12 protein-coding genes are annotated in these 20,861 nt (G+C 44.6%); 11 read left to right on the forward strand and 1 reads right to left on the reverse strand.

The annotated features are described in order from the left end of the window. Positions 1-163: 163 nt before the first annotated feature. Both HL061_RS12640 and HL061_RS12645 read left to right on the forward strand, forming a co-directional pair. On the forward strand, positions 164-3,595 hold the full coding sequence (locus HL061_RS12640; protein ID WP_252962904.1) for a BamA/TamA family outer membrane protein: 3,432 nt from the start codon (positions 164-166) through the stop codon (positions 3,593-3,595). Positions 3,596-3,695: 100 nt separating this feature from the next. Beyond that, positions 3,696-8,690, forward strand: coding sequence for a translocation/assembly module TamB domain-containing protein (locus tag HL061_RS12645; RefSeq protein ID WP_252962905.1), 4,995 nt, complete (start codon positions 3,696-3,698; stop codon positions 8,688-8,690). A 133-nt stretch (positions 8,691-8,823) separates the two neighbouring features. On the opposite strand, the gene HL061_RS12650 is transcribed toward HL061_RS12645, so the two are convergent. Continuing rightward, positions 8,824-8,988: a hemin uptake protein HemP gene (locus HL061_RS12650; RefSeq protein WP_083328959.1), complete on the reverse strand. Its 165-nt coding sequence runs from the start codon at positions 8,986-8,988 to the stop codon at positions 8,824-8,826. Between the two features lie 322 nt (positions 8,989-9,310). Between HL061_RS12650 and HL061_RS12655 the strand changes: the two genes are divergently transcribed. The 9 genes from HL061_RS12655 (at position 9,311) to HL061_RS12695 (ending at position 20,648) form a co-directional block, all read left to right on the forward strand. After that, complete coding sequence (locus HL061_RS12655) at positions 9,311-10,423, forward strand: NUDIX domain-containing protein (RefSeq protein ID WP_071003496.1); 1,113 nt, start codon at positions 9,311-9,313, stop codon at positions 10,421-10,423. A 433-nt stretch (positions 10,424-10,856) separates the two neighbouring features. Continuing rightward, complete coding sequence (locus tag HL061_RS12660; protein ID WP_071003497.1) at positions 10,857-12,041, forward strand: lipocalin family protein; 1,185 nt, start codon at positions 10,857-10,859, stop codon at positions 12,039-12,041. A 343-nt stretch (positions 12,042-12,384) separates the two neighbouring features. After that, positions 12,385-13,827 carry a glyceraldehyde-3-phosphate dehydrogenase gene (locus HL061_RS12665; RefSeq protein WP_252962906.1) on the forward strand — a complete coding sequence of 481 codons (1,443 nt, stop codon included), beginning with the start codon at positions 12,385-12,387 and terminating at the stop codon, positions 13,825-13,827. A gap of 289 nt (positions 13,828-14,116) precedes the next feature. After that, positions 14,117-15,322, forward strand: a complete 1,206-nt coding sequence (gene cgtA, locus HL061_RS12670) for an Obg family GTPase CgtA (RefSeq protein ID WP_252962907.1) — start codon at positions 14,117-14,119, stop codon at positions 15,320-15,322. A gap of 78 nt (positions 15,323-15,400) precedes the next feature. Further along, positions 15,401-16,573 carry a glutamate 5-kinase gene (proB, locus tag HL061_RS12675; protein ID WP_075106986.1) on the forward strand — a complete coding sequence of 391 codons (1,173 nt, stop codon included), beginning with the start codon at positions 15,401-15,403 and terminating at the stop codon, positions 16,571-16,573. 129 nt (positions 16,574-16,702) lie between these two features. Next, the gene (gene hemE, locus HL061_RS12680; protein WP_252962908.1) at positions 16,703-17,839 is read left to right on the forward strand and encodes a uroporphyrinogen decarboxylase; all 1,137 of its coding nucleotides are present in this window, start codon (positions 16,703-16,705) and stop codon (positions 17,837-17,839) included. A gap of 215 nt (positions 17,840-18,054) precedes the next feature. Next, the gene (argC, locus tag HL061_RS12685; RefSeq protein WP_252962909.1) at positions 18,055-19,122 is read left to right on the forward strand and encodes an N-acetyl-gamma-glutamyl-phosphate reductase; all 1,068 of its coding nucleotides are present in this window, start codon (positions 18,055-18,057) and stop codon (positions 19,120-19,122) included. A gap of 220 nt (positions 19,123-19,342) precedes the next feature. Further along, positions 19,343-20,092 (forward strand): hypothetical protein, encoded by a 750-nt coding sequence (locus HL061_RS12690; protein ID WP_240365201.1) that lies wholly within the window; start codon positions 19,343-19,345, stop codon positions 20,090-20,092. A 160-nt stretch (positions 20,093-20,252) separates the two neighbouring features. Next, positions 20,253-20,648: an ATP-dependent Clp protease adaptor ClpS gene (locus HL061_RS12695; RefSeq protein ID WP_083328960.1), complete on the forward strand. Its 396-nt coding sequence runs from the start codon at positions 20,253-20,255 to the stop codon at positions 20,646-20,648. The last annotated feature ends 213 nt before the right edge of the window (positions 20,649-20,861 follow it).

A 20,861-nucleotide genomic window follows, 5' to 3' on the forward strand; every position in this document is an offset into this window, starting at 1 on the left:
CACCCATCGAGTGCTGAATAATATGCACCAGAGACTTCCATCATGACAAGCAACGTAGTAAACCATTAATTTCAGCCCACTGCTATAAGTTTATTCACCGGTCAGACTTGGCGATAATCAATCGTTAATAATAGTATGCCGCGTGAAGGGATAGGACGTAAACATGACCCAGCCGCCTTCAACTCGAGCACGCAACATATTAATGAGGCAGCGTGACAGCGTGAGTATTCAGAACGATATCAGCATCCAAAGCACTCATGTCGGTACTCCCCGTATTCATTTTAAGCGCTCAGCGCTCTGTACCGCGCTAGCTACTAGTCTAGTTAGTGTCGCACCTGCGGCATTGGCTGAGACAATCAACACAAATATCACCAATGCATCGACCAGTAATCAAGTCGCTAAGACTCAATCAGCTAACAATCAAACAGCCAATAATACATCAGGCGCACTATCAGACGATGATACCCAGCTCGATGCTGCCCTAGATGCACTACGTCTAAAAAAAGCAGTGGAGCAAGGCATTATTGATCAGTCGGTCTTGGACGACTATAGCGAACAAACACTAGGTATCAAAAAATCAGGCGCTAACTCGTCATCTTCTCAGAATGACAGTGCCCGAAATAATAATCACAATAGTGGCCTGCAAGATTCAAATCGTTTCGACGAGGATATGTACGTAGAAGGCATGCAGGCAGATCTATCTAATGATGATTTGTTGCAGCAAGCAACAGCGATACAGCAGCAAGGCTATCAGATGATGACGCCTGAGCAGATTGATCGTGAGCTGGCGGCGCTCGATTTACAAAACACCCAAGATATCGACAGCATTAACAACGACAGTGCCTTTGATGCGCCAATTGCCACATTGAACGACACAGCGCCGCCCATCGGCTTAGATGTTGACTTAGATGCGACCAACTTGCCTATGCCTAGCAATCTTGACACACTGGGTAGAAGTGAGGCCGCAGCAGAACAGGCAGCCACAGCTGAAATTATGTCACGTCCCATTAACGTGAGTGACTCTGTCAGCAGTGGCAATGTCAATGCGGCAAATGGCATTAATGATGAGATAATAGCAGGTAATAGCGATATAACTGATGGCGGTAACATGCCCTCAGATGTGATTGATCCTGAAGACTACCTACCGGATTATCAGAATGATACTCAGGCCGTCAATCAAAGCATCGAGCAAGCTGACCAGTCAAAACCACTTGCACGTAATAAAAGCAACATTGTCAAGCGTCTCTATAATCGCTTTTTCAATGGTGGTGTGATGGCGTTACCAAGTGTGGAGACCACAGTTTATATACAACAAGCTGGCGCCGAAGACACGGCTAATGGTCAACCAAAACTCATCAAAGCTGACGACGATATTCAGCCAATGAAGAATATTAAAGCGGCCCTTGATGATACGACAGTACAGTCGGTCATTGATTTTACCGCAGCGCTACCACGTTTGCGTCAAACGGCATTGGATGCTGCCAAAGCAGTGGGTTACTATGATGTGACTCTCAGCCTGCGTCAGCCTACGCGTGATACGATCAATGTGGTGATCGAAGAGCTGGGCGAGCCTGTTATTGTAGACAGCCGTATCGTTGATATCCGCGGTGAGGGCGGTGAGCAAGCAGAGTTTGTCGCGCTTGAAAAAGAATTACCGCCGCAAGAAGGGGATGTCTTTAATCATCGTGTCTACAAAAGTAGTAAAGCGGCGCTTGAGTCTTTGAGTAATACCTATGGGTATTTTGATCAGTATTGGTTAAACAAATCTGTCGATATTATCTTACCAGACAACAAAGCGGACATGTCTTTGGTCTACAACACAGGCGACCGCTACGAGTTTGATGATGTTGTTTTCTTTACCTATGACAAAGAAACCAACACGCTGACACAAGACCCTGACAAACTCCCAGTAGAATTGTCGTTATTGCAGCAGTTGTATGAGTTTGCGCCGGGTGACCCATTCTATCGTCCATCAGTGACAAAGTTTAGTAATGACTTATCAGCGACTCGCTATTTCAACGCTGTCAACGTTGAATCGATATTACCGCCAGATGACCGGAGTGAGGCCAGTACATTGGCATTTGATAATGCACCTACCAATAGCAATGCTATATTGGATGAGGATGTTGATAAGGATGGCATCTCAGATATGACTGGAGATAATGCTACTCTAGCAGCATCCAATAATCGTTTGGCTAGTACAGAAGATACGGGTAGTAGTACTGGCGTAGAGCGTGAAAGTGCGCTTAGCAATGGTAGTGGCGAGACGGTCAATGAAGCTGATATTGCTGCTATCGAGTTTGAGGTTGATGAAGAAACGCTTGATAAGCTACAAGCGGTTAAGCAAAAAGCAGAGCGTCTAAGCCGCCTGCCGGATGACCGCGTGCTGGATGAAAAAGACCAAGAAGCGGATAACTTATTAGGCAAAATCAGTGACTCTATCAGTAATGTGGCCCAAAAAATATTCCCTGATGATGCAGACTTCACCGTTGATGAGGATTTCGTACCGCCAACGCTCGCAGGACGTAAAACACCGCAAGACGTTGCCACAAGCAAAAAAGTACCGTTGTATGTCTTTGTATACGCTGATAAGCCGCGTGATGCTCAGGTTGGTTTGGGTTACGGTACTGACACAGGCGTGCGAGCAACCGCCAAGATCGATTATAATTTGCTTAACCGTCAGGGCTATCAAGCAGGCGCAGAAACCGAAGTGTCCAGAATCAGCAAAAACGTCGCTGTCTATGCGAGCCGCCCTTGGAATCATCCACTCAATGATAAATTAGATGGGCGTCTTACTTATGAAGAAGAAGTCATTGACCAAGGCAAAGGTAACTTTGATTTATCTACCACCACTTTAAAAGCGGCTTTGGCACGTAATATTCGCCGTGATAGTGGTTGGAATCGTAGCTACTCTATGCGTTATCGTTTAGATGAGCTAGAGACTGGCGTTGACGGCGCTGCGCGGGATGATTTACCTATCCGCTTTACCTCGTCAAACCCCAAGCAGCAAGCATTGCTGTTTGGCTATGGTATGAATAAAACCGACACGGATAGTGCGACCAATCCAACGCGTGGTATGCGTCAGTATTATTCGATTGAAGCAGGTGCTGACAAAGCGCTGAGTGATACTGATTTGGCCATCGTGCGTGCTGGTGTTAGCGGTATTTATAGCTTTGGCGATGACAAAAAACATCAAGTGCTTGGTAGTTTGAATGGTGGTTATATTTGGGCAGATGATTTCTATGATGTGCCTTATAAATTGCGCTTTTTCGCAGGTGGTGACCAAAGCATCCGTGGCTATGACTACGAGAGCTTATCGCCACTAAACGATAAAGGCTATCTGACAGGCGGGCAAGTACTAGCGGTTGGTAGTGCAGAGTATAACTATGAGTTCAAACCGGGCTTTCGTGGCGCATTCTTTACCGATGTTGGTAATGCGTACGACAAAGACTTTGATGCTGAAACCAAAGTTGGCGTCGGCGTCGGTGTGCGCTGGGCCTCTCCTGTTGGGATGGTGCGTGTCGATGTCGCCGCAGGGGTGACAGAAGACAATATTCCTGTGCGATTACATTTCTTTATTGGCTCGCCATTGTAAAAGCTTACTTCCTACATATGAACACAGATCGCTTGAACCGTTTTATTCATTACTTATCGTACCGATTGCTGGTCATCACTTTTTAACGTAGTTGAGTGTCATGCAGACAAAAAATACCCCGCCTAACAATGCACCAGATGAAGACCCAGCACAGCGCGATGCTCGTGCCGTTAGGCGCTGGTATCCGCTATCATTTTTACTCAAGCTGCTGGTGCTGGTCATTATCGTACTAGCGATTATGTTTGCGATATTTTTTTATGCTGCAGGCACGGACTCTGGCACCAAGTTTATTTTAGAAAAAATCAGTGCTGAGACGGGTATCGGTTTCAAATATGGGCGCGGTAATTTGCGTGATGGTATTTGGGTGACAGATATCGATATTGAAGCCACTGAAGATCTTGAGATTTTGGTGGACAAAGCCTATGTCAAAATAGGTTGGCGTGCGGTATTTGCAAAAGAAGTACATCTAAGCGATGCTGACATTCAAACCATCGAGATCCTCAATAAAAAACCACCGACTGGTGAACCGTTTGATTATAAGACGCTAAAGCTACCAGTCAATCTACGTTTTGATCACGCAAAAATCAATAAAATTATTTATAAGCAAGTGACCAAAGAGCCTATTGTTATCAACAATACTACGGCTCGCGATCTGACATGGGTTGGCAGCACTGTGACGGTCGGTCGCGGCAGCTTGCAATATGCTGATATTGTAAAAGTCAGTGCCTTACAAGGTGAGGCAGATTTACAAGGCGACTACCCACTGGATCTGAGCGCGATTGTAGAGGTGAGTGCACTTGAAAAAGCTTATATCGATCCATTGAATATTACGGCAACTGGTACGCTAAAACGTACGGTTGGGCAGGTGCGTAGTCGCTATAACGACAGCGACGTTAGCGGCGATTTTGTGGTTCAAGGCCTAGATGCAGGCGCACCGTTTCAGGCAAAACTGAAGTGGGATGATATTTTGGTGCCTTATGCAGATGACCAAAATATTCATCTAAAAAGCGGTATGGCGACTGCATCAGGGGTTATCTCTGAGATACAACTGCGCATCAACACAGAATTGACTGCCAAAGACATTCCATCCGGTCATTATCAAGGGCGCGGCGTCATTGCAGACAGTCAATTGCGTATTGATCGCTTAGAAGCCGACGTTCCCTCTGGACGTTTGCTGCTTCAGGGCATCTTAGGCTGGAAAGAGAGCTTTAATGCGACAGTGCGTGCAGCTGGTAGTAACTTTGACATTCGACGTGCGATTCCTGATGAGTATGCTGATTTTAAAGCGTATGCTCCGCAAACGCTCAATGGTAGATTATCGTTACGCTATCAGCAGCAAAACAGTACAGGTAATACAGAGATTGATGTAGACCTACGTCAGCGTGACGGCGAATATGTCAATGCCAACCTAGTGCGCGGCAAGACGTCTGCTAAATCTCAACACACAGCGCCTTGGTATATTGATGCAAGATGGCAAAACTTGACCCGCCGTGATGTGCCTAACATAGGCAATATTGATAGTCCTCGCGGTCAAGCAGATGTCATCGTTCGTGGTTCAAACCTATCCGTCGATGCCAATGCCATTATCAATGAACTCAATGCTGCACCTAAAGGCAACTATGACGTGCGCTTGCGTAAAGCAGGTGACGTTATTGATATCAATCGACTCAATTATGATGGCATCGTAGGCGACCTATCAGGAACTGGGCAGATTCGGCTAGCAAATAAAAACCGCCCACTGACGTGGAAAATCGATGCAGTGACCAAAGGTTTATTGCCTAAAGAGTACCGTAGTGACTTACCACTTGAGCGTCTAAGAGGGCGTGTGAGTGCTCGTGGTCGCCTGTTAAATATCACCAAAAACGGCGTTAGTGGTCAGCGCCATGTGATTACTGTCAATAATACCGACTTACAGGCACAGCTTGATGCCACGCAAAACGGTCGCGCAATCGGTATAACAGGTAGCGGTGATGCCAGTGTCGATATCGTGGGTGGTGAGTTGTCCGTATTTGATGCACGTTTTGATGGTCAGATCGATACAGCGGATGTACCAAAAGGTCGTCTATCAATCGACGCAGCGGGTACGCCAAAATTAATTAGTATCCGTAAATTGAATTATGATGGTGAAGCTGGTGCGGTGAATGCCAAAGGTGTCATTGACTTGCGTCGTAATATTGGCTGGACGGTCGATGGACGTTTCGATCAGTTTAATTTAGGGTATTTTTTGCCAAATAATTCAGCAATCATCACAGGTGACTTAAAAACCAGTGGCGAGTGGCAGGCTGCGCCTAAAAACAGCCCAAATACCGCAGGTAAATTACAGCGTTTTGCTGTGAATTTCGATGGGGTTTTGGATGCCGAGCAGTTACCAGCAGGTAAGCTGAATATTAACGCGAGCGGCGATAGTCAGCTGATCCGTATCAACCGTCTGCGGCATGTGGGCGCGGCAGGTAGTATTGATGCCAAAGGAACGGTTGATGTGCGTCAAGGCATTGCATGGGACATTAGTGCCGTGATGGATCGCTTCAATATCGGATATTTCTTAAAGGATACACCAAGCCGTATCACGGGTAACATCGATACGGATGGACGTTGGGGCGATACGCAGCAGACCGTCAATATCAGACAAATCAATCTGAGTGGTATGCTAAAAGGCCAGCCGCTCAGTGCCAAAGGCAGCTTGGCTGCAAAACTGCGCTTGCCAAAAGACTTAGCCAGCTATTTTAAGCGTCTACAAACACAAGATGCCCAAGCACAGTATAAGCAAGTGAATGCCTTGGTAGACAGTTTGAATGCTGACAACTTGATACTACGCTGGGGTGACAACTATGTGACTGCTAATGGCAATGCCAAACAGCTACAGACCAAAATCAATATCACAAGCCTAGATCAACTGTCAGATAAGCTTGCTGGCAAAGTCACTGGTGGAGCGACTTTGTCTCAACCAGTAGGTCAGGCTTTACCGACGATCTATATCGACTTGGTCGGTGAACGGATTGCACTACCGGGCTTTATTTTGCGTCAAGGTCGTATACGTGGCAAGCTGGTTAATCTAGCCAATAGTCCAAGCCAGCTTATCGTCAGCGCTGAAGGTCTGGATGCTGCGGGACAAAGCTTCGATAGTGTAAAAGCCTCCTTTAATGGGACTGAGCAATCTCATATCGTTGATCTAAATGTAGCCAATCAGCAGCTTGATGTTGGCGCTAGGCTTAAAGGTGGGTTTGATCGCGACAAGCTTCGTTGGTCAGGAGTCATCGGTAAAGGCCGCGTTAAATCCAGATACGCTACCTTAAATCAATTACAGCCAGCACAGCTGATTGTGAATTTGCCCAATAATCAAAATGGCAATAATACAGATCTCAAAGTACAGTTGGCTGCACATTGTTGGCAAGCCACGGACCAAACGGGCAAGCTATGCTTACGCAAGAACTTAGTGGCTTCTCCAGCCAGTGGTGAAGTCGATGTGGCATTGCAGAATTTAGATACGTCATTATTTTCAGTATTTTTACCAAAGGATATTGATTGGCACGGCAAGATTAATGGTAAAGCCATTGTCGGTTGGCAACGTGGTCGTCCGCCAACTATTAACACGACACTCTATTCAGACAATGGCAAAATCGGCTTGATTCAAGACGGGGATAGCACGCCTGTGACACTGCCTTATAAGCGTGTTTCACTAATCGCCTTGTCGGTGCCAGAAGGTATCAAGCTGCGTACCGACATCAATACGGGTCGCGGTGCTCGCGGTTATGCTGAAGTCGTTGTTGATCCTTACAAAACACCGAAACCCATCTCTGGTGCACTCGTGTTAAATGAGCTTGATTTGGCGATATTTAAGCCTTTCTTCCCAGGTATGAGAGTACTAAAAGGCAACGTTACAATGGCAGGAGGACTGGGCGGTACGCTAGATAAGCCGCAGTTCTATGGTGATGTGAAACTCTCTGATGGTCGCATCGCCATGTTAGACTTGCCAGTGAACCTGACCAATGTCAACACACAGGCCAAAATTCGCGGTACGCAGGCGACCATTGATGGTACGTTCAAAAGCGGTACAGGAACAGGCACACTGACAGGCACGGTCAATTGGCAGCAAAAGCTACAAGCCAAATTGAGTATTGTTGGTGAAAGGCTCGTGATTACGCAGCCGCCACTGCTCGTGGCCGAGATCAATCCTGATATCGACATCATCGTACGCCCAACGGATCGCTATGTGGATATTAAAGGCGCTATCAGCGTGCCAACCGCTACCATTCGTCCACCAGAGGCCAGCGAAGACATTGTGACTCAATCAGAAGATGTGGTAGTGCTGGATCGGCGTTTGATCGGCAACATCGATGAGGTATTGGCAATATCAAAACCTTGGTCTATCAATGCTGATATCGGTGTTGATTTGGGTGATGACATCAATTTCCGTGGTTTTGGTGCCGTTATTCCATTGGCTGGTGCGATTAACATCAACCAAAATGGCACGGGCATCATGCGTGCCAAAGGCGTGGTTCAAGTATCACGTCGTACCAATATCAATGCTTTTGGTCAAAGCCTAGAGCTAAATTATGGTCAAGTACGCTTTAATGGCGATGTCATGAAGCCCAACTTGAGTATTGAAGCGGCAAAAACCATTGATGGTAAAACAGTGGGTCTGCGTGTGAAAGGTACGACTGAAAGTCCAAATATCATCGTCTTTAATAATGCAGGATTGACCCAGCAGCAAGCGATGAATGCGCTGGTGACAGGACGAATCAATAATAAGAGCGCCACTCAAATCAGTGAGCAAGGGTTTAAATCACAAGTGACCAATAACCTAGCCGCTGCTGGATTAAGCTTTGGTCTGAGTGGTACGCGCAGTCTGACCAATCAAATCGGACAGGCCTTTGGTTTACAGAGCTTGACGGTGGATGCCTCAGGTAGTAGTGAAGATACCAATGTCAATGTCACCGGTTACGTGACCCCTGACTTGTATATCCGCTACGGCGTAGGTGTTTTCAATGCGCAAAACAGTCTGTCTGTTCGCTATCAATTGACTCGTCGTATTTACGTAGAAGCCAGCTCGGCTGCTGAAAATGCGGTAGACGTGGTCTATAGTTGGCAATTCTAACGCTCTTACTTGACCGAGTGGGTATCTGATCAGTGGTATGGATTGAGACGGATTCTTATAATTATTGCTTTACAAAAAAAACGCCTCGTAATGAAGGCGTTTTTTTTGTAAAAAATGTAGTCTACTCATACAGTTATTTGGTCAGAATCAACCGATTGTTACGAGTCAAACGTAGTCGATACTCTTCGCCTTGATGCTCGATACGTACTTCTTTGGTCAGGGCAAATAGATGCTGCGACTGTAGCGTTGGCAGACGGTTTTCACGGCAGTTTAGATAACGAGAGATAACCATACTCATGGTAAATTCCTTTTGATAAGAAGTGGCTTAATAAATTAGCTATGTTCTAATGAACCTTAACGATAATCATTATCATTTAGATTGAATGAATTTGCAAGGTAATTGATAAAATAAAATGCAGTTATTGTGTAAATTTATCTAAGGCTACTGTCCCAAAGTGAGAATAGGGGGCTTTCTCCTTGTAGAAACACAGAATTTATAAGATGTATAAAAACGATAGGGACCATAAAGACAGTCGCCACGTTGTTACAGCTGCCAAGTTATATACGCAGAATCAGGCGATTAAAAAGTCATAATGAAGAGAGAAGTGAAAGGTAGAGTTATGCCAAATGAGATGAGTGGCCAATCAAAAACGAAAAACATCACCATCGTCAATGTTGCAGTTGCCGTTATTTATTATAAAACCAAGTTTTTGCTTGGATTCCGAGATGCAGCTCAGCATCAAGGCAATCGCTATGAATTTGTAGGCGGCAAAATAGAGGCTGATGAGTCAGCAGAGCAGGCATTGATTCGGGAGGTTGCTGAAGAAACAGGGATCGATATTCATCAAAATATGATGGTGAAGCTTGGGCGTTTGCATCACGACTATGGTGACAAGCAGGTGAGCTTGCAGGTTTATCAGGTTGAACTGACCGCACAGCAGTATGAACAGCACAAGCATTGTGAGTATGGATTAGAAGGCCAAGCAATGACGTGGGTTGAAAAATCTAAGCTACTAGCAGGAGCGTATCATTTGCCCGCTGCCAATAGCACTATTTTAGAATGGCTAAAGCTTCCTACAAAAATAGCGATTACGTATCCACTTGCGCATTTTTCTGCCCAGCCAAATTCAGCAGCAGCATGGGTGCACTATCATCAAGACAATCTGCCACCAGCCGCTTGGGTGTACATCCGCTTAAAAGAGACGGAGGCGGCATACATTGCTGAGCAGCTACTGGATGTGCGTCTAGATATTCTAGCGATTTTGCCATACGACAATGACTGTCAGCGCTCCAAGACGACAATTACAGAGGCAATGATAGAGGCAAAAACGACTGGTTCGATTGTCGCTAGACACCTGACGCATTCGGTATTAATGGCATGGTTCAATGGTACTCAAGATATTACAGAGTCTGAGCAATTGGCCGACATCTCGAGTGAGCATCCACTAATAGTCAGCTGTCATGATATTGCCAGCATTCGTGCCGCTAATAAACTTGCGAGTATGCGCATACAGCAGCAGTTGTCGCCAGTGATTGGCGCTTTTTTGTCTCCTGTACTTACAACTCAGACGCATCCTGAGACGGTGCCACTTGGCTGGGAGGCGTGGTCGGCTTTGGCACAGTTAGCTGACATGCCAGTCATTGGTCTGGGCGGCTTGGTACCTAGTATGATAGATCAAGCATTGGCGCACGGCGGTGTCAGTGTCGCAGGCATTCGTCAGTTCCACGAATAAAAAACTAGAAAATGAGTGCTCATTAAGCAGTAATATCATTCACTTGACTATGTTTGCTTATTAAGATAGGTAAGTATAAATAACTGATTTTTAAGTTATTTATCTAGTCGGTAACTATGTGATTATGATGTGTGTGTACTAACGCATAAACCCATCGTTACTTACAAACCGTTGCGTTTTCATACATTGCACTACTGTTTTAATAGTCCAGCTGCCCTTAATATATATTCCATATCTACAACGCATTAATTCTAATTTTTATCAGTGAACTAACTATTAACGCATTTACCAAAATTTATAATAAAAAAGAGCGTTTGTAGCAGTAGAGTTTGGGTCGATAATTAACTCTGAAACTCAGGATCATTATAAAATCAACTCAAATAAATGATGCAGATAAAGTATTTTAACAGTCACTATTAATAACGGTATCCCTATGAAAACCAATAAGTTATCTGAGTCAGCATGGACTGACTCACAGGCAGCTGGTTCTCAATCTCAGGAGACTATACAGTCAAACAGCTATAACAATAGTCGTCATGCGCAACAAACAATAAATGCCAGTAATGATGCAAACTATAGCCATAAAAAACTGAGCAATGAAAACCTGAACAGCGAATATTCGCACCATCTGGCAGAAGCTATGCCTTCACAAGACAGCTATTTTGGATACAAAAGCGCCGACAAAAGCCTTACTAAGGTCAAAGAGTCCGCTATGAGTAACAGTCAACATCTGAAAAATAGTGATAAAGAACAATTCAACATTGCTAATGGATATAAGCGATCAGCAACATTGAATAAAGACGAGCCGCTAATCTCTGAGCTTGCAGATGACCAAGCAAGTAATTTGCAAGACAGCACCAAGCAAATCCTTGATACTTCATCAACCGCTATCAACTCGTCATACAAAGACATACCGGAGCGTATATTTATGAATGGACTTATCAAGCATACAGGCATTGCGTTAGCGATCATCATACCGCTAGCGGCATTTTCAGCCTATGCTGCAACGCCGCCCATTAATATGGCTACTACCAGTAATATGCAAGATAATGTGATGAGCGAGAAGATTACGACCGATATGCTATCAGTTAAGCCAAGCGATATTATCTATAAGCCTGCAAGCATACCAACGACAGTGGATAGTGTCGATCTCAATGAATACGCTGGGACATGGTATGAGATTGGACGTCTACCGATGTATTTCCAGCGTAAATGTGCAGGCGATGTCACGGCAAACTATACGCAAAAGACCGATGGGTCAGGCATCATCGTCACTAACAAATGCGTGAGCGAGGATGGTTCAGGTATTACGGCCGAAGGTTTGGCTAAGCCAGTCGATGAAAATGGTAGCAAACTAAAAGTGACGTTTTTACCGAAGTGGATTCGCTGGATCCCAGTCGGCCGTGCTGATTATTGGGTACTAGCACGTGATGCAGATTATAAAACTGCGCTAGTAGGGACACCTGATAAAAAATACTTATGGCTCCTAGCACGGTCGCCGAATATCAGTCAAGAAACGTATACTAAATATCGTCAGGTTGCTCAGCAGCAAGGATATGATTTGAAAGAGTTTACATTGACGTCGCAGAGCAATCAAACAGTGAATCTAGCACCATAATAGATATAATGAAAATTATTGGTTCAATTAATTAAGTGCTATGGCAATTATCATGTAAATGACGTCCTAATAAGGCAGCATATATGGCTGCCTTTATTTTTATCCTTATTTATATATGAGTCTGTATATGACGACAAAACCTATTATGCACACTAGCTAATCGGTTATTACTGGCAAAATGAGGCATTTTAGGCTAAAATCTAGGCGATTTGAATACTCTGACGTCAAGAACTGATATTGATAGTGGTCGATTATCCTATTACAGTCACCACCTAGAGCATACGCGACCTATCTTATTTATATCTCTTCATATTTTATCGATCATACATTACTGACCATAAGGATGTTTCTCGTGAGCAACGCTGATACCTTACGCCAATTACATCAAGACCACTTAAAAAACTACAACAATCAAGAGCAACAAGCCATTGAGCTGATGGGGCTATTGAGCAAGCTCTATAATGAGCAAGACGTACAAGTGACTTTGTTTGGCGAAACGCTAGACGCTACTTCAGTTGGTCAAATAATTGCGCTACATCAAAAAGCAGCATTACGTGATAACGGTGCTAAAGCCATTGATATCGCTGACACGTTGGCAATGGTAAAAGTCATCGCCGAAAACAAAGAGATTCAAGCGACTCGTATCGACGTTGGCCAATTGATTGCTAATGGTACTGATGTACAAGTCGCTCTACAGTCTATCAACAACGCTGGTGCCGTGAATGGCGCAACGGACGTTGTACTGTATGGTTTTGGTCGTATCGGTCGTATTTTGACTCGTCTGTTATTGTCACAAGCATCAAGCGCAAAAGGTTTGCAGCTAAAGGCAATCGTGGTACGTCCAGCCGCTGCTGGTGACTTGGCTAAGCGTATCTCATTGCTTGAGCGCGACTCAATCCATGGTAGATTCTTAGGTGGCATCAGTATCGATGAAGACAATAACGGCATGATCGTTAATGGTCGTTTCGTACAAGTCATCTATGCCAAAGACCCAAGCGAAATCGATTATACTGCTTATGGTATTGACAATGCGCTAGTTATCGATAACACCGGTATTTGGAAAGACGAAGCGGGCCTTGGTAAGCACCTACAGTCTACTGGCGTGAAAAAAGTACTCCTAACAGCACCTGCTGGTGGCGATATCAAAAACGTCGTTTATGGTGTGAATAACGACACCGTTGGTGATGACACAATCGTGAGTGCTGCGAGTTGTACGACCAATGCCATTACACCGACGTTAAATGTACTAAACGACGAATACGGTATCGTAAACGGTCATGTAGAGACTATTCACTCATTTACCAATGATCAGAACTTGGTTGATAACTATCACAAAGCAGACCGCCGTGGTCGTAGTGCGGTGATGAACATGGTTATCACTAGTACTGGTGCTGCAAAAGCCGTTGGTAAAGCATTACCAGAATTGAACGGTAAGCTAACGGGTAATGCTATCCGTGTACCGACACCAAATGTCAGCCTAGCAATCTTGAACTTGAATCTAAAGACTGCACCAACAAGCGCTGATGCGTTGAATGAGTTTTTACGTAAGATTGCTAACAGCAGCACATGGCAGTCGCAAATTGCTTATACCGATTCTACAGAAGCGGTATCTACTGACTTTGTTGGTACGACCCATGTTGGTATCGTTGATGCCCAAGCGACTATTTTGACTGACAACCAAGCTATCGTTTATGTTTGGTATGATAATGAAGTAGGTTATAGTACTCAGGTATTGCGTTTGGCGACGCAGATGGCAGGAATCAGCTACGCTCAGATTCCAGCATAGATTACTAAATACAGTAGCGCAATAACGTTATACTAAGCCTCTCAAAGCATGGTCACTTTAAAGATTATGCTGCAATAGACTCTACTTTGCATAGCTTGGTATCACTTTAACTGTCATACTTAAACACCCGATAGTCCGATTGATTATCGGGTGTTATTGTCATAATGGGCATGACGTAACATAGCTTCTATAGATTGCTCATTTTGTCAGAACGATATAGCAAAACCTCAAAATACAACCGCTGGTTGTCACCAGTTTATCGACTGGATTGTGAATTAAGGAACGTAAGATGCGATTTATTGATGAAGCCGTCGTAACGGTAAAAGCAGGTGACGGTGGTAACGGAATCGCCAGTTTTCGCCGAGAAAAATATGTCCCACGTGGTGGACCGGATGGTGGCGATGGCGGTAAAGGCGGAGATATTTATGTCATTGCAGAGGACAACACCAATACTCTAGTTGACTATCGCTATACCCGTCGTCATGATGCCATGCGCGCTGAGAATGGCCACAGCAGAAACTGCTCAGGCAAGGGCTCTGATGATCTTTATTTACCAGTACCAGTTGGTACGACGGTCGTGGATACCGAAACTGATGAAGTGCTCGGTGATTTGATTGAAGTTGGCCAGACGCTATTGGTCGCTAAAGGTGGTGACGGTGGTCTGGGTAATACCCATTTCAAAAGCTCAACCAACCAAGCACCGCGTAAAGCCACGTCTGGTTTTGAGGGTGAGTTAAAAGTTCTTAAGTTTGAGCTAAAAGTTGTGGCTGATGTTGGCTTGATTGGTTTGCCTAATGCGGGTAAATCGACCTTTATCCGTCAAGTTTCTGCCGCCAAACCAAAAGTGGCTGATTATCCGTTCACAACACTTGTGCCAAACTTGGGCGTTGTCGATATTGGTCGTCATCGTTCGTTTGTGATGGCAGATATCCCTGGTCTTATTGAAGGCGCATCAGAAGGCGCAGGACTTGGTATTCGCTTTTTAAAGCACGTGGCTCGTACGCGTCGTCTGCTACACTTAGTCGATGTCAAGCCCGTCGATGGTAGCGACCCGGTCGAGAACGTCCGCGTTATCCTAAATGAGCTTGAGCGTTTTTCACCTGAATTGGCCAACTTACCACAAATTTTGGTATTGAACAAAATCGATCAGGTCAATGATGAAGACTTGAACGCGCTTTGTACACATATCGTGGCAGAGCTTGGTTGGACAGGTATGGTTTTCCGTACAGCAACGCTGACTGGTGAAGGTGTTGATGCAGTAAAATATCATTTAATGAATGATATTGAACTTGAGCGCGAGCGTGAAATAGAAGATCCTATATTCGCTGAAGCACAAAAAGAACGTTTTGAGCGTTTAGAAGCCGAAGTGCGTCTCAACACTGAAGCCCAGCGTGAAGCGTATCGCGCTGCTAAAAAAGCAGCACGTGAAGGTTTGGACTCGTCTGATTATAATGACGATGACGACGATGGTGTTGAGGTAATGTACGTTCCTTAAGCTAGTATGCTTAAGCGGTTATACTTGAATTGTGAATTTAATCCCTACAATCAATTGATATGAAAAAAAGGAGTTTATATGGCAGATGGCATAGCAAACACGACCGAAGAAGCAAGATTTGTTAAACAATCTCGCAACTTTGATATTCAGCGCGTTATTGTCAAGATTGGCTCATCATTATTGACAAATAATGGTCGAGGGTTGGATCGTACTGCCATATATGAGTGGGCAAAGCAGATTGCTAAGCTGCACAAAAAAGGTGTTGAAGTGCTGCTGGTATCGTCAGGTGCCGTTGCTGAAGGTGTGGTACGTATGGACCTTGAGGAACGCCCTAAAAAACTGGCAGCATTACAAGCCTGCGCTTCTATTGGCCAAATGGGACTGATTGAAACATGGTGGTCAGCACTGATTCAGCATGGAATTCAAAGCTCACAGCTCTTATTGACTCATGATGACTTGTCCAATCGTAGCCGTTATCTCAATACTACAGGCGCGCTCACGCAACTATTAGAATGGCGTGTGTTACCGGTCATTAACGAAAATGACACCATTACCATTGATGAGATTAAATTTGGCGATAATGACACGTTGGGTGCGATGGCAGCCGCGATGGTTAATGCAGATTTGTACATTATTTTAACGGATCAAGAAGGCGTGTTCACTGATAACCCACGTGACAATCCTGATGCCAAGATGATTCGTCAAGAACGTGCCATGGCTGATTATTTATTTGATATTGCAGGTGACGGTGGCAAGCTTGGGCGCGGTGGTATGTTAACTAAAATTCGTGCGGGTCGTCTTGCAGCAATGGGTGGTTGCCCAACCGTTATTGTGAGCGGTGCTATCGATGATGTGATCACTCGTGTTGTCTCAGGTGAGGCAGTCGGTACATTATTGACCACCAACGAAGAAGATAAAATCATTGCTCGGAAACAATGGCTTGCCGCGCATTTGCGTATGTCAGGTAGCTTGGTCGTTGATGCAGGTGCCGCAAAAGCATTGACTGAACACAATAGAAGCCTGCTACCTGTGGGCGTTGTAGAAGTTCGTGGCGGCTTTGATGAAGGTGATGTGGTAGAAATTGTTCATCAAGACACTGGTGAGCGTATAGCCGTTGGGCAAGTAAACTTCTCATCGCATGAGGCGCACCGTGTTGCCCGTGAGCGTACAGAGAAGTTTGACAAAATCTTTGGTAGTAACGAAGACCGTGTGGTGATGGTGCATCGTGACAATCTTGCGATAACTGTATAACGTATTCATGATATAGCACGGCTGTTTTTTATAGCTTATAAATATTTATTGTTATTTTATTTAACCTATTTTATCCAGCACAGTATCTATTTATAAATATGGATACTATGTTGTTTTGGAGATTTGTACATGAGTGCTTCAGACAAGAGTGACTCGATTCAGCAGCAATTTGCACCACTAAAGAATGACAGACTGCTACGTGCATTACGCTTTGAGCCCATCGATACCACGCCAGTTTGGATGATGCGCCAAGCTGGTCGTTACTTACCAGAGTACAAAGCCACTCGTGCTGAAGCCGGCGACTTTATGAGTCTTTGTAAAGACACGGCTCGTGCCACTGAAGTGACGCTCCAACCGTTACGTCGTTATGACTTAGATGCCGCGATCTTATTTAGTGATATCTTGACCATTCCTGATGCCCTGGGATTGGGTTTGTATTTTGAGGCTGGCGAAGGCCCTAAATTCAAGTACCCGATTCGCAAGCAGGCGGATCTCGATAGACTGCCAGTTCTTGAGCCGAATGATTCACTCGATTATGTGATGCGTGCTGTAACCAGTATCCGCACGGCACTAAATGGTCAAGTACCATTGTTTGGATTTTCTGGTAGCCCGTGGACGCTCGCGACGTATATGATAGAAGGGGGTAGTTCAAAGGATTATCGTTATACCAAAGGCTTTTTGTATAGCGATCCCAGCTTTTTACATCAGTTATTAGATAAGCTTGCGACTTCGGTCATTGACTATCTCGATGCACAAATTGTGGCCGGAGCTCAGATCGTACAAATATTTGACAGTTGGGGCGGGGCGCTTGGTCATCGTCAATTTATCGAGTTTTCGCACAATTACAACAAGCGTATCGTGGCTGAACTAAAGCAACGCCATCCACAAGTACCAGTGGTATTATTTACCAAAGGTGGCGGGTTATGGCTTGATATTCAGGCTGATAGCGAAGCTGATGCTTTAGGTTTAGATTGGACGATGCCGCTTGACCGCGCGCGTCAAGTACTGACTGAGAGTCAGCGCGAGTTGACCAAAAAGCATAAGAAGCTACAAAGCAGCAAAGCCATTCAAGGCAATTTAGATCCGGCAACGTTATACGGATCACCCGCCACTATCCGCTCTGAAGTGAATGCGATGCTTGATCGCGCCTATGCTAATGGCGAAAAGACAGGTTATATTGCAAACTTAGGTCATGGTATTACCCAGTGGGTGAATCCTGACAATGCCAAAGTCTTTGTTGATGCGGTACATGACTACAAGATCTAAAAGCCACGGTATTTAAAGCCACGGTATTTAAAGCTACGGTATTTAAAGCTACGGTATTTAAAGCTACGGTATTTAAAGCTACGGTATTCAAAGCTATGGTATTCAGAGACGGTAGGATTGACAGACTGGTTTTATGTCTATATGGCTTTGTAAGCTAGATAAAAATATAGAATTTATTAGATATAATGAGTGCTTACTAAGAATAAGGATAATTTATGATTTCAGCAGCGATTGTCGGTGGTACAGGTTACACAGGTATTGAGCTTATTCGCTTACTATCTGCTCACCCTGAAGTGTCTATTGATTTGCTAACCTCGCGTAGCGAAGCTGGCACTCGCGCTGATGAGATCTTCCCAAGCTTACGCGGTATCTCAGATATTGTTTTCAGTGACTTAGGTGACAATACGCTTGGGGCATTGCAAAAATGTGATGTTGTATTTTTTGCGACGCCGCATGGTGTTGCGATGAAGCAAGCAGAAGCGCTGACCCAAGCTGGCGTAAAAGTCATCGATTTGGCAGCTGATTTTCGCCTGCAATCATTGACGGAGTTTGAGCACTGGTACAAACAATCTCATACTTGTCCTGAGCTGTTGAAGACAGCAGTTTACGGTTTGCCTGAAATCAATCGTGATAAGCTTGCCAGCGCTTTATTGGTCGGTAACCCTGGCTGCTATCCGACTACTGCGATTTTGGGTTTAAAACCTGTTATCGAAGCACAAAATGAGCAAGCAGAAAGACTAGTCGAGTCTCGTATTGTCATCGATGCCAAATCTGGTGTATCAGGTGCTGGTCGTCAAGCGTCACTGGCACTTAATTATGCGGAAACTACGGATAATTTTAAAGCCTATAGCGTTGAAGGTCATCGCCACTTGCCGGAGATTGAGCAGGGTGTGGCGCAGTTACTAGACAGTCAGTTTACACATCGTATTCGCTTTTTACCGCACTTAGTGCCTATGATACGCGGTATGCTGAGCTCAATTCACATGGAGCTGACCGATGCAGGTGCGGCTATCGATTGGCAGCAAGTGTTTGAAGACAGCTATGCATCAGAAGGTTTTGTTGATGTCATGCCAAAAGGTGTTTATCCAGACACGCGCAGTGTGCGTGCTAGTAATCGTCTACGTATCGCAGTACATCAAGACAACGAGCGTGCTGAGCTGACGGTCATTGTGGTGCAAGACAATTTGGTAAAAGGTGCCGCAGGGCAAGCTGTCCAGAATATGAATGTGATGTTCGGCTTTGATGAGTCGATGGGACTCAATTTTGCACCTATCGTACCTTAATGCTGGCTTTTTTGTCGCTAAGTCATTCATATTTATGGTACTAGGTATTGATTATAAATTCCGCTATAATAACTTGCCTTTACTCTTAAGAGATACCATCTAAATGCGTGTTAAACTTGAACGACGCTTTTTTTTAAAGTCATCACGTCTATCGTGTCAAGATTCTGTTCTATATGGTTTGGCGTGCAAAACGCATTCCGATAAAAATAGTAATGGCTTTATGAGTGATATCGGTAGCACTCAACGAGGCGCGTCTACATTAGTATTGGCTTTATTTGTAGTAGTGATATTAGTGACTGCCGTGGCTGGATTGCTATTCGGACATAAGCTGGGCTATCAGCGTGGTTTTCATTCGATGGAAACGCAAGCTCAGCAAGCGATTATCGATGGTACAGAAGCGACAAAAGCGCTAGAAGATTTGCGTCTTAGTAATAAAATCGCGTCCAATCAAGCCGCGACAGCCAAGCAGGAGCTTGCCATCAGCCTTGCAAACTTGAAAGAGCTGCGTGAAAATCAACAAGCTCTGACGGTAGAAAACAGGCAGGTCTCACAGCTTAATGAGATATATGCTGATGTGATTGCTGAGAAAGGTGGCATGCCGCTACAAATATTGGGCGCTAAGATTGAGCCGCTGCCCGAAAATGCTTTTGAGTATGGTTTTGATATTGGTATGCTCAGTAGCGACGGTCAAGCCAAACGACTCCGGCCAACCTTGACGTTACTCAATAATGATGACCTTGTAGAAGTGCCCTTAGATCCTGCAAGCTATGCGATCGAAGGTATTGTTCGTATACGCGGTCGTTTTATGATGCCCTCAGGTTTTAAACCTTTACAAGCAAAACTAAGCTTGCAAGCAGGTGGCCAAACAGTAGAGCAATTGTACGATTGGAAGCTCGGTGAAAAGGTTGATAACATGCTACCATCACTTTTAGACTTGCCAGAAGTTGATGAAAGCCCGATTGTTCCCTAGTAAATACAAGTCTTAATAAATACCAAACAGCGATGATATAGTTGAAAACAAAGCACCATGTCTATATATAGTCATAGTGCTTGATGTTTCATCGCCTGCCTAGCTAACCTCTCTTATTCCACACTTACCTTATAATTATACTTTGATTATGATGAAAAAAATGATATTACAAGCTACGCCAACGGTTGCTGATTGGCATTTTCCAAATATGCCTGCTCATCGCGCACAGGACGGTGATACAGAAGGTGAAACGTCACCGCAAGCAGATGTGCTGGTTGCTGAGCCAGAAATTGCTAAACCGCCTATGTATGCGGTGGTTATGTATAATGACAATTACACGCCAATGGAGTTTGTCGTCTATATTTTGCAGTCAGAGTTCCGCCATAGTATGGACTCTGCGGTCGAAATTATGCTAACGATTCACAATAGTAGCAAAGGTATTGCGGGCATCTATCCCAAGGATATCGCTGAGACGAAGGCCAAAAAAGTAAATAGTCTGGCACATCGTGAGGGCTATCCACTATTAACCCAAATTGAGCCACATCAAGGCGAGTAAAAGGATAGCAAGACACTATATCTTATTCTCACATCAGCTCTCATTGCCATACCTAATCGTTTTTTGTTCTCATCCAGTTGTTATAGCAGCTCACTTTCAAAGTGAGCTAAGCCATCTATTTTTACAGCCTCGCTTTAGATACCCATATTTGATTAAGCATGTCAGTGATTATATCGCTCTTATAGTCTTATAGTCTTATAGTCTTGTAGTCTT

Source organism: Psychrobacter sp. PSP (assembly GCF_024085615.1).
Classification (GTDB): domain Bacteria; phylum Pseudomonadota; class Gammaproteobacteria; order Pseudomonadales; family Moraxellaceae; genus Psychrobacter; species Psychrobacter pacificensis.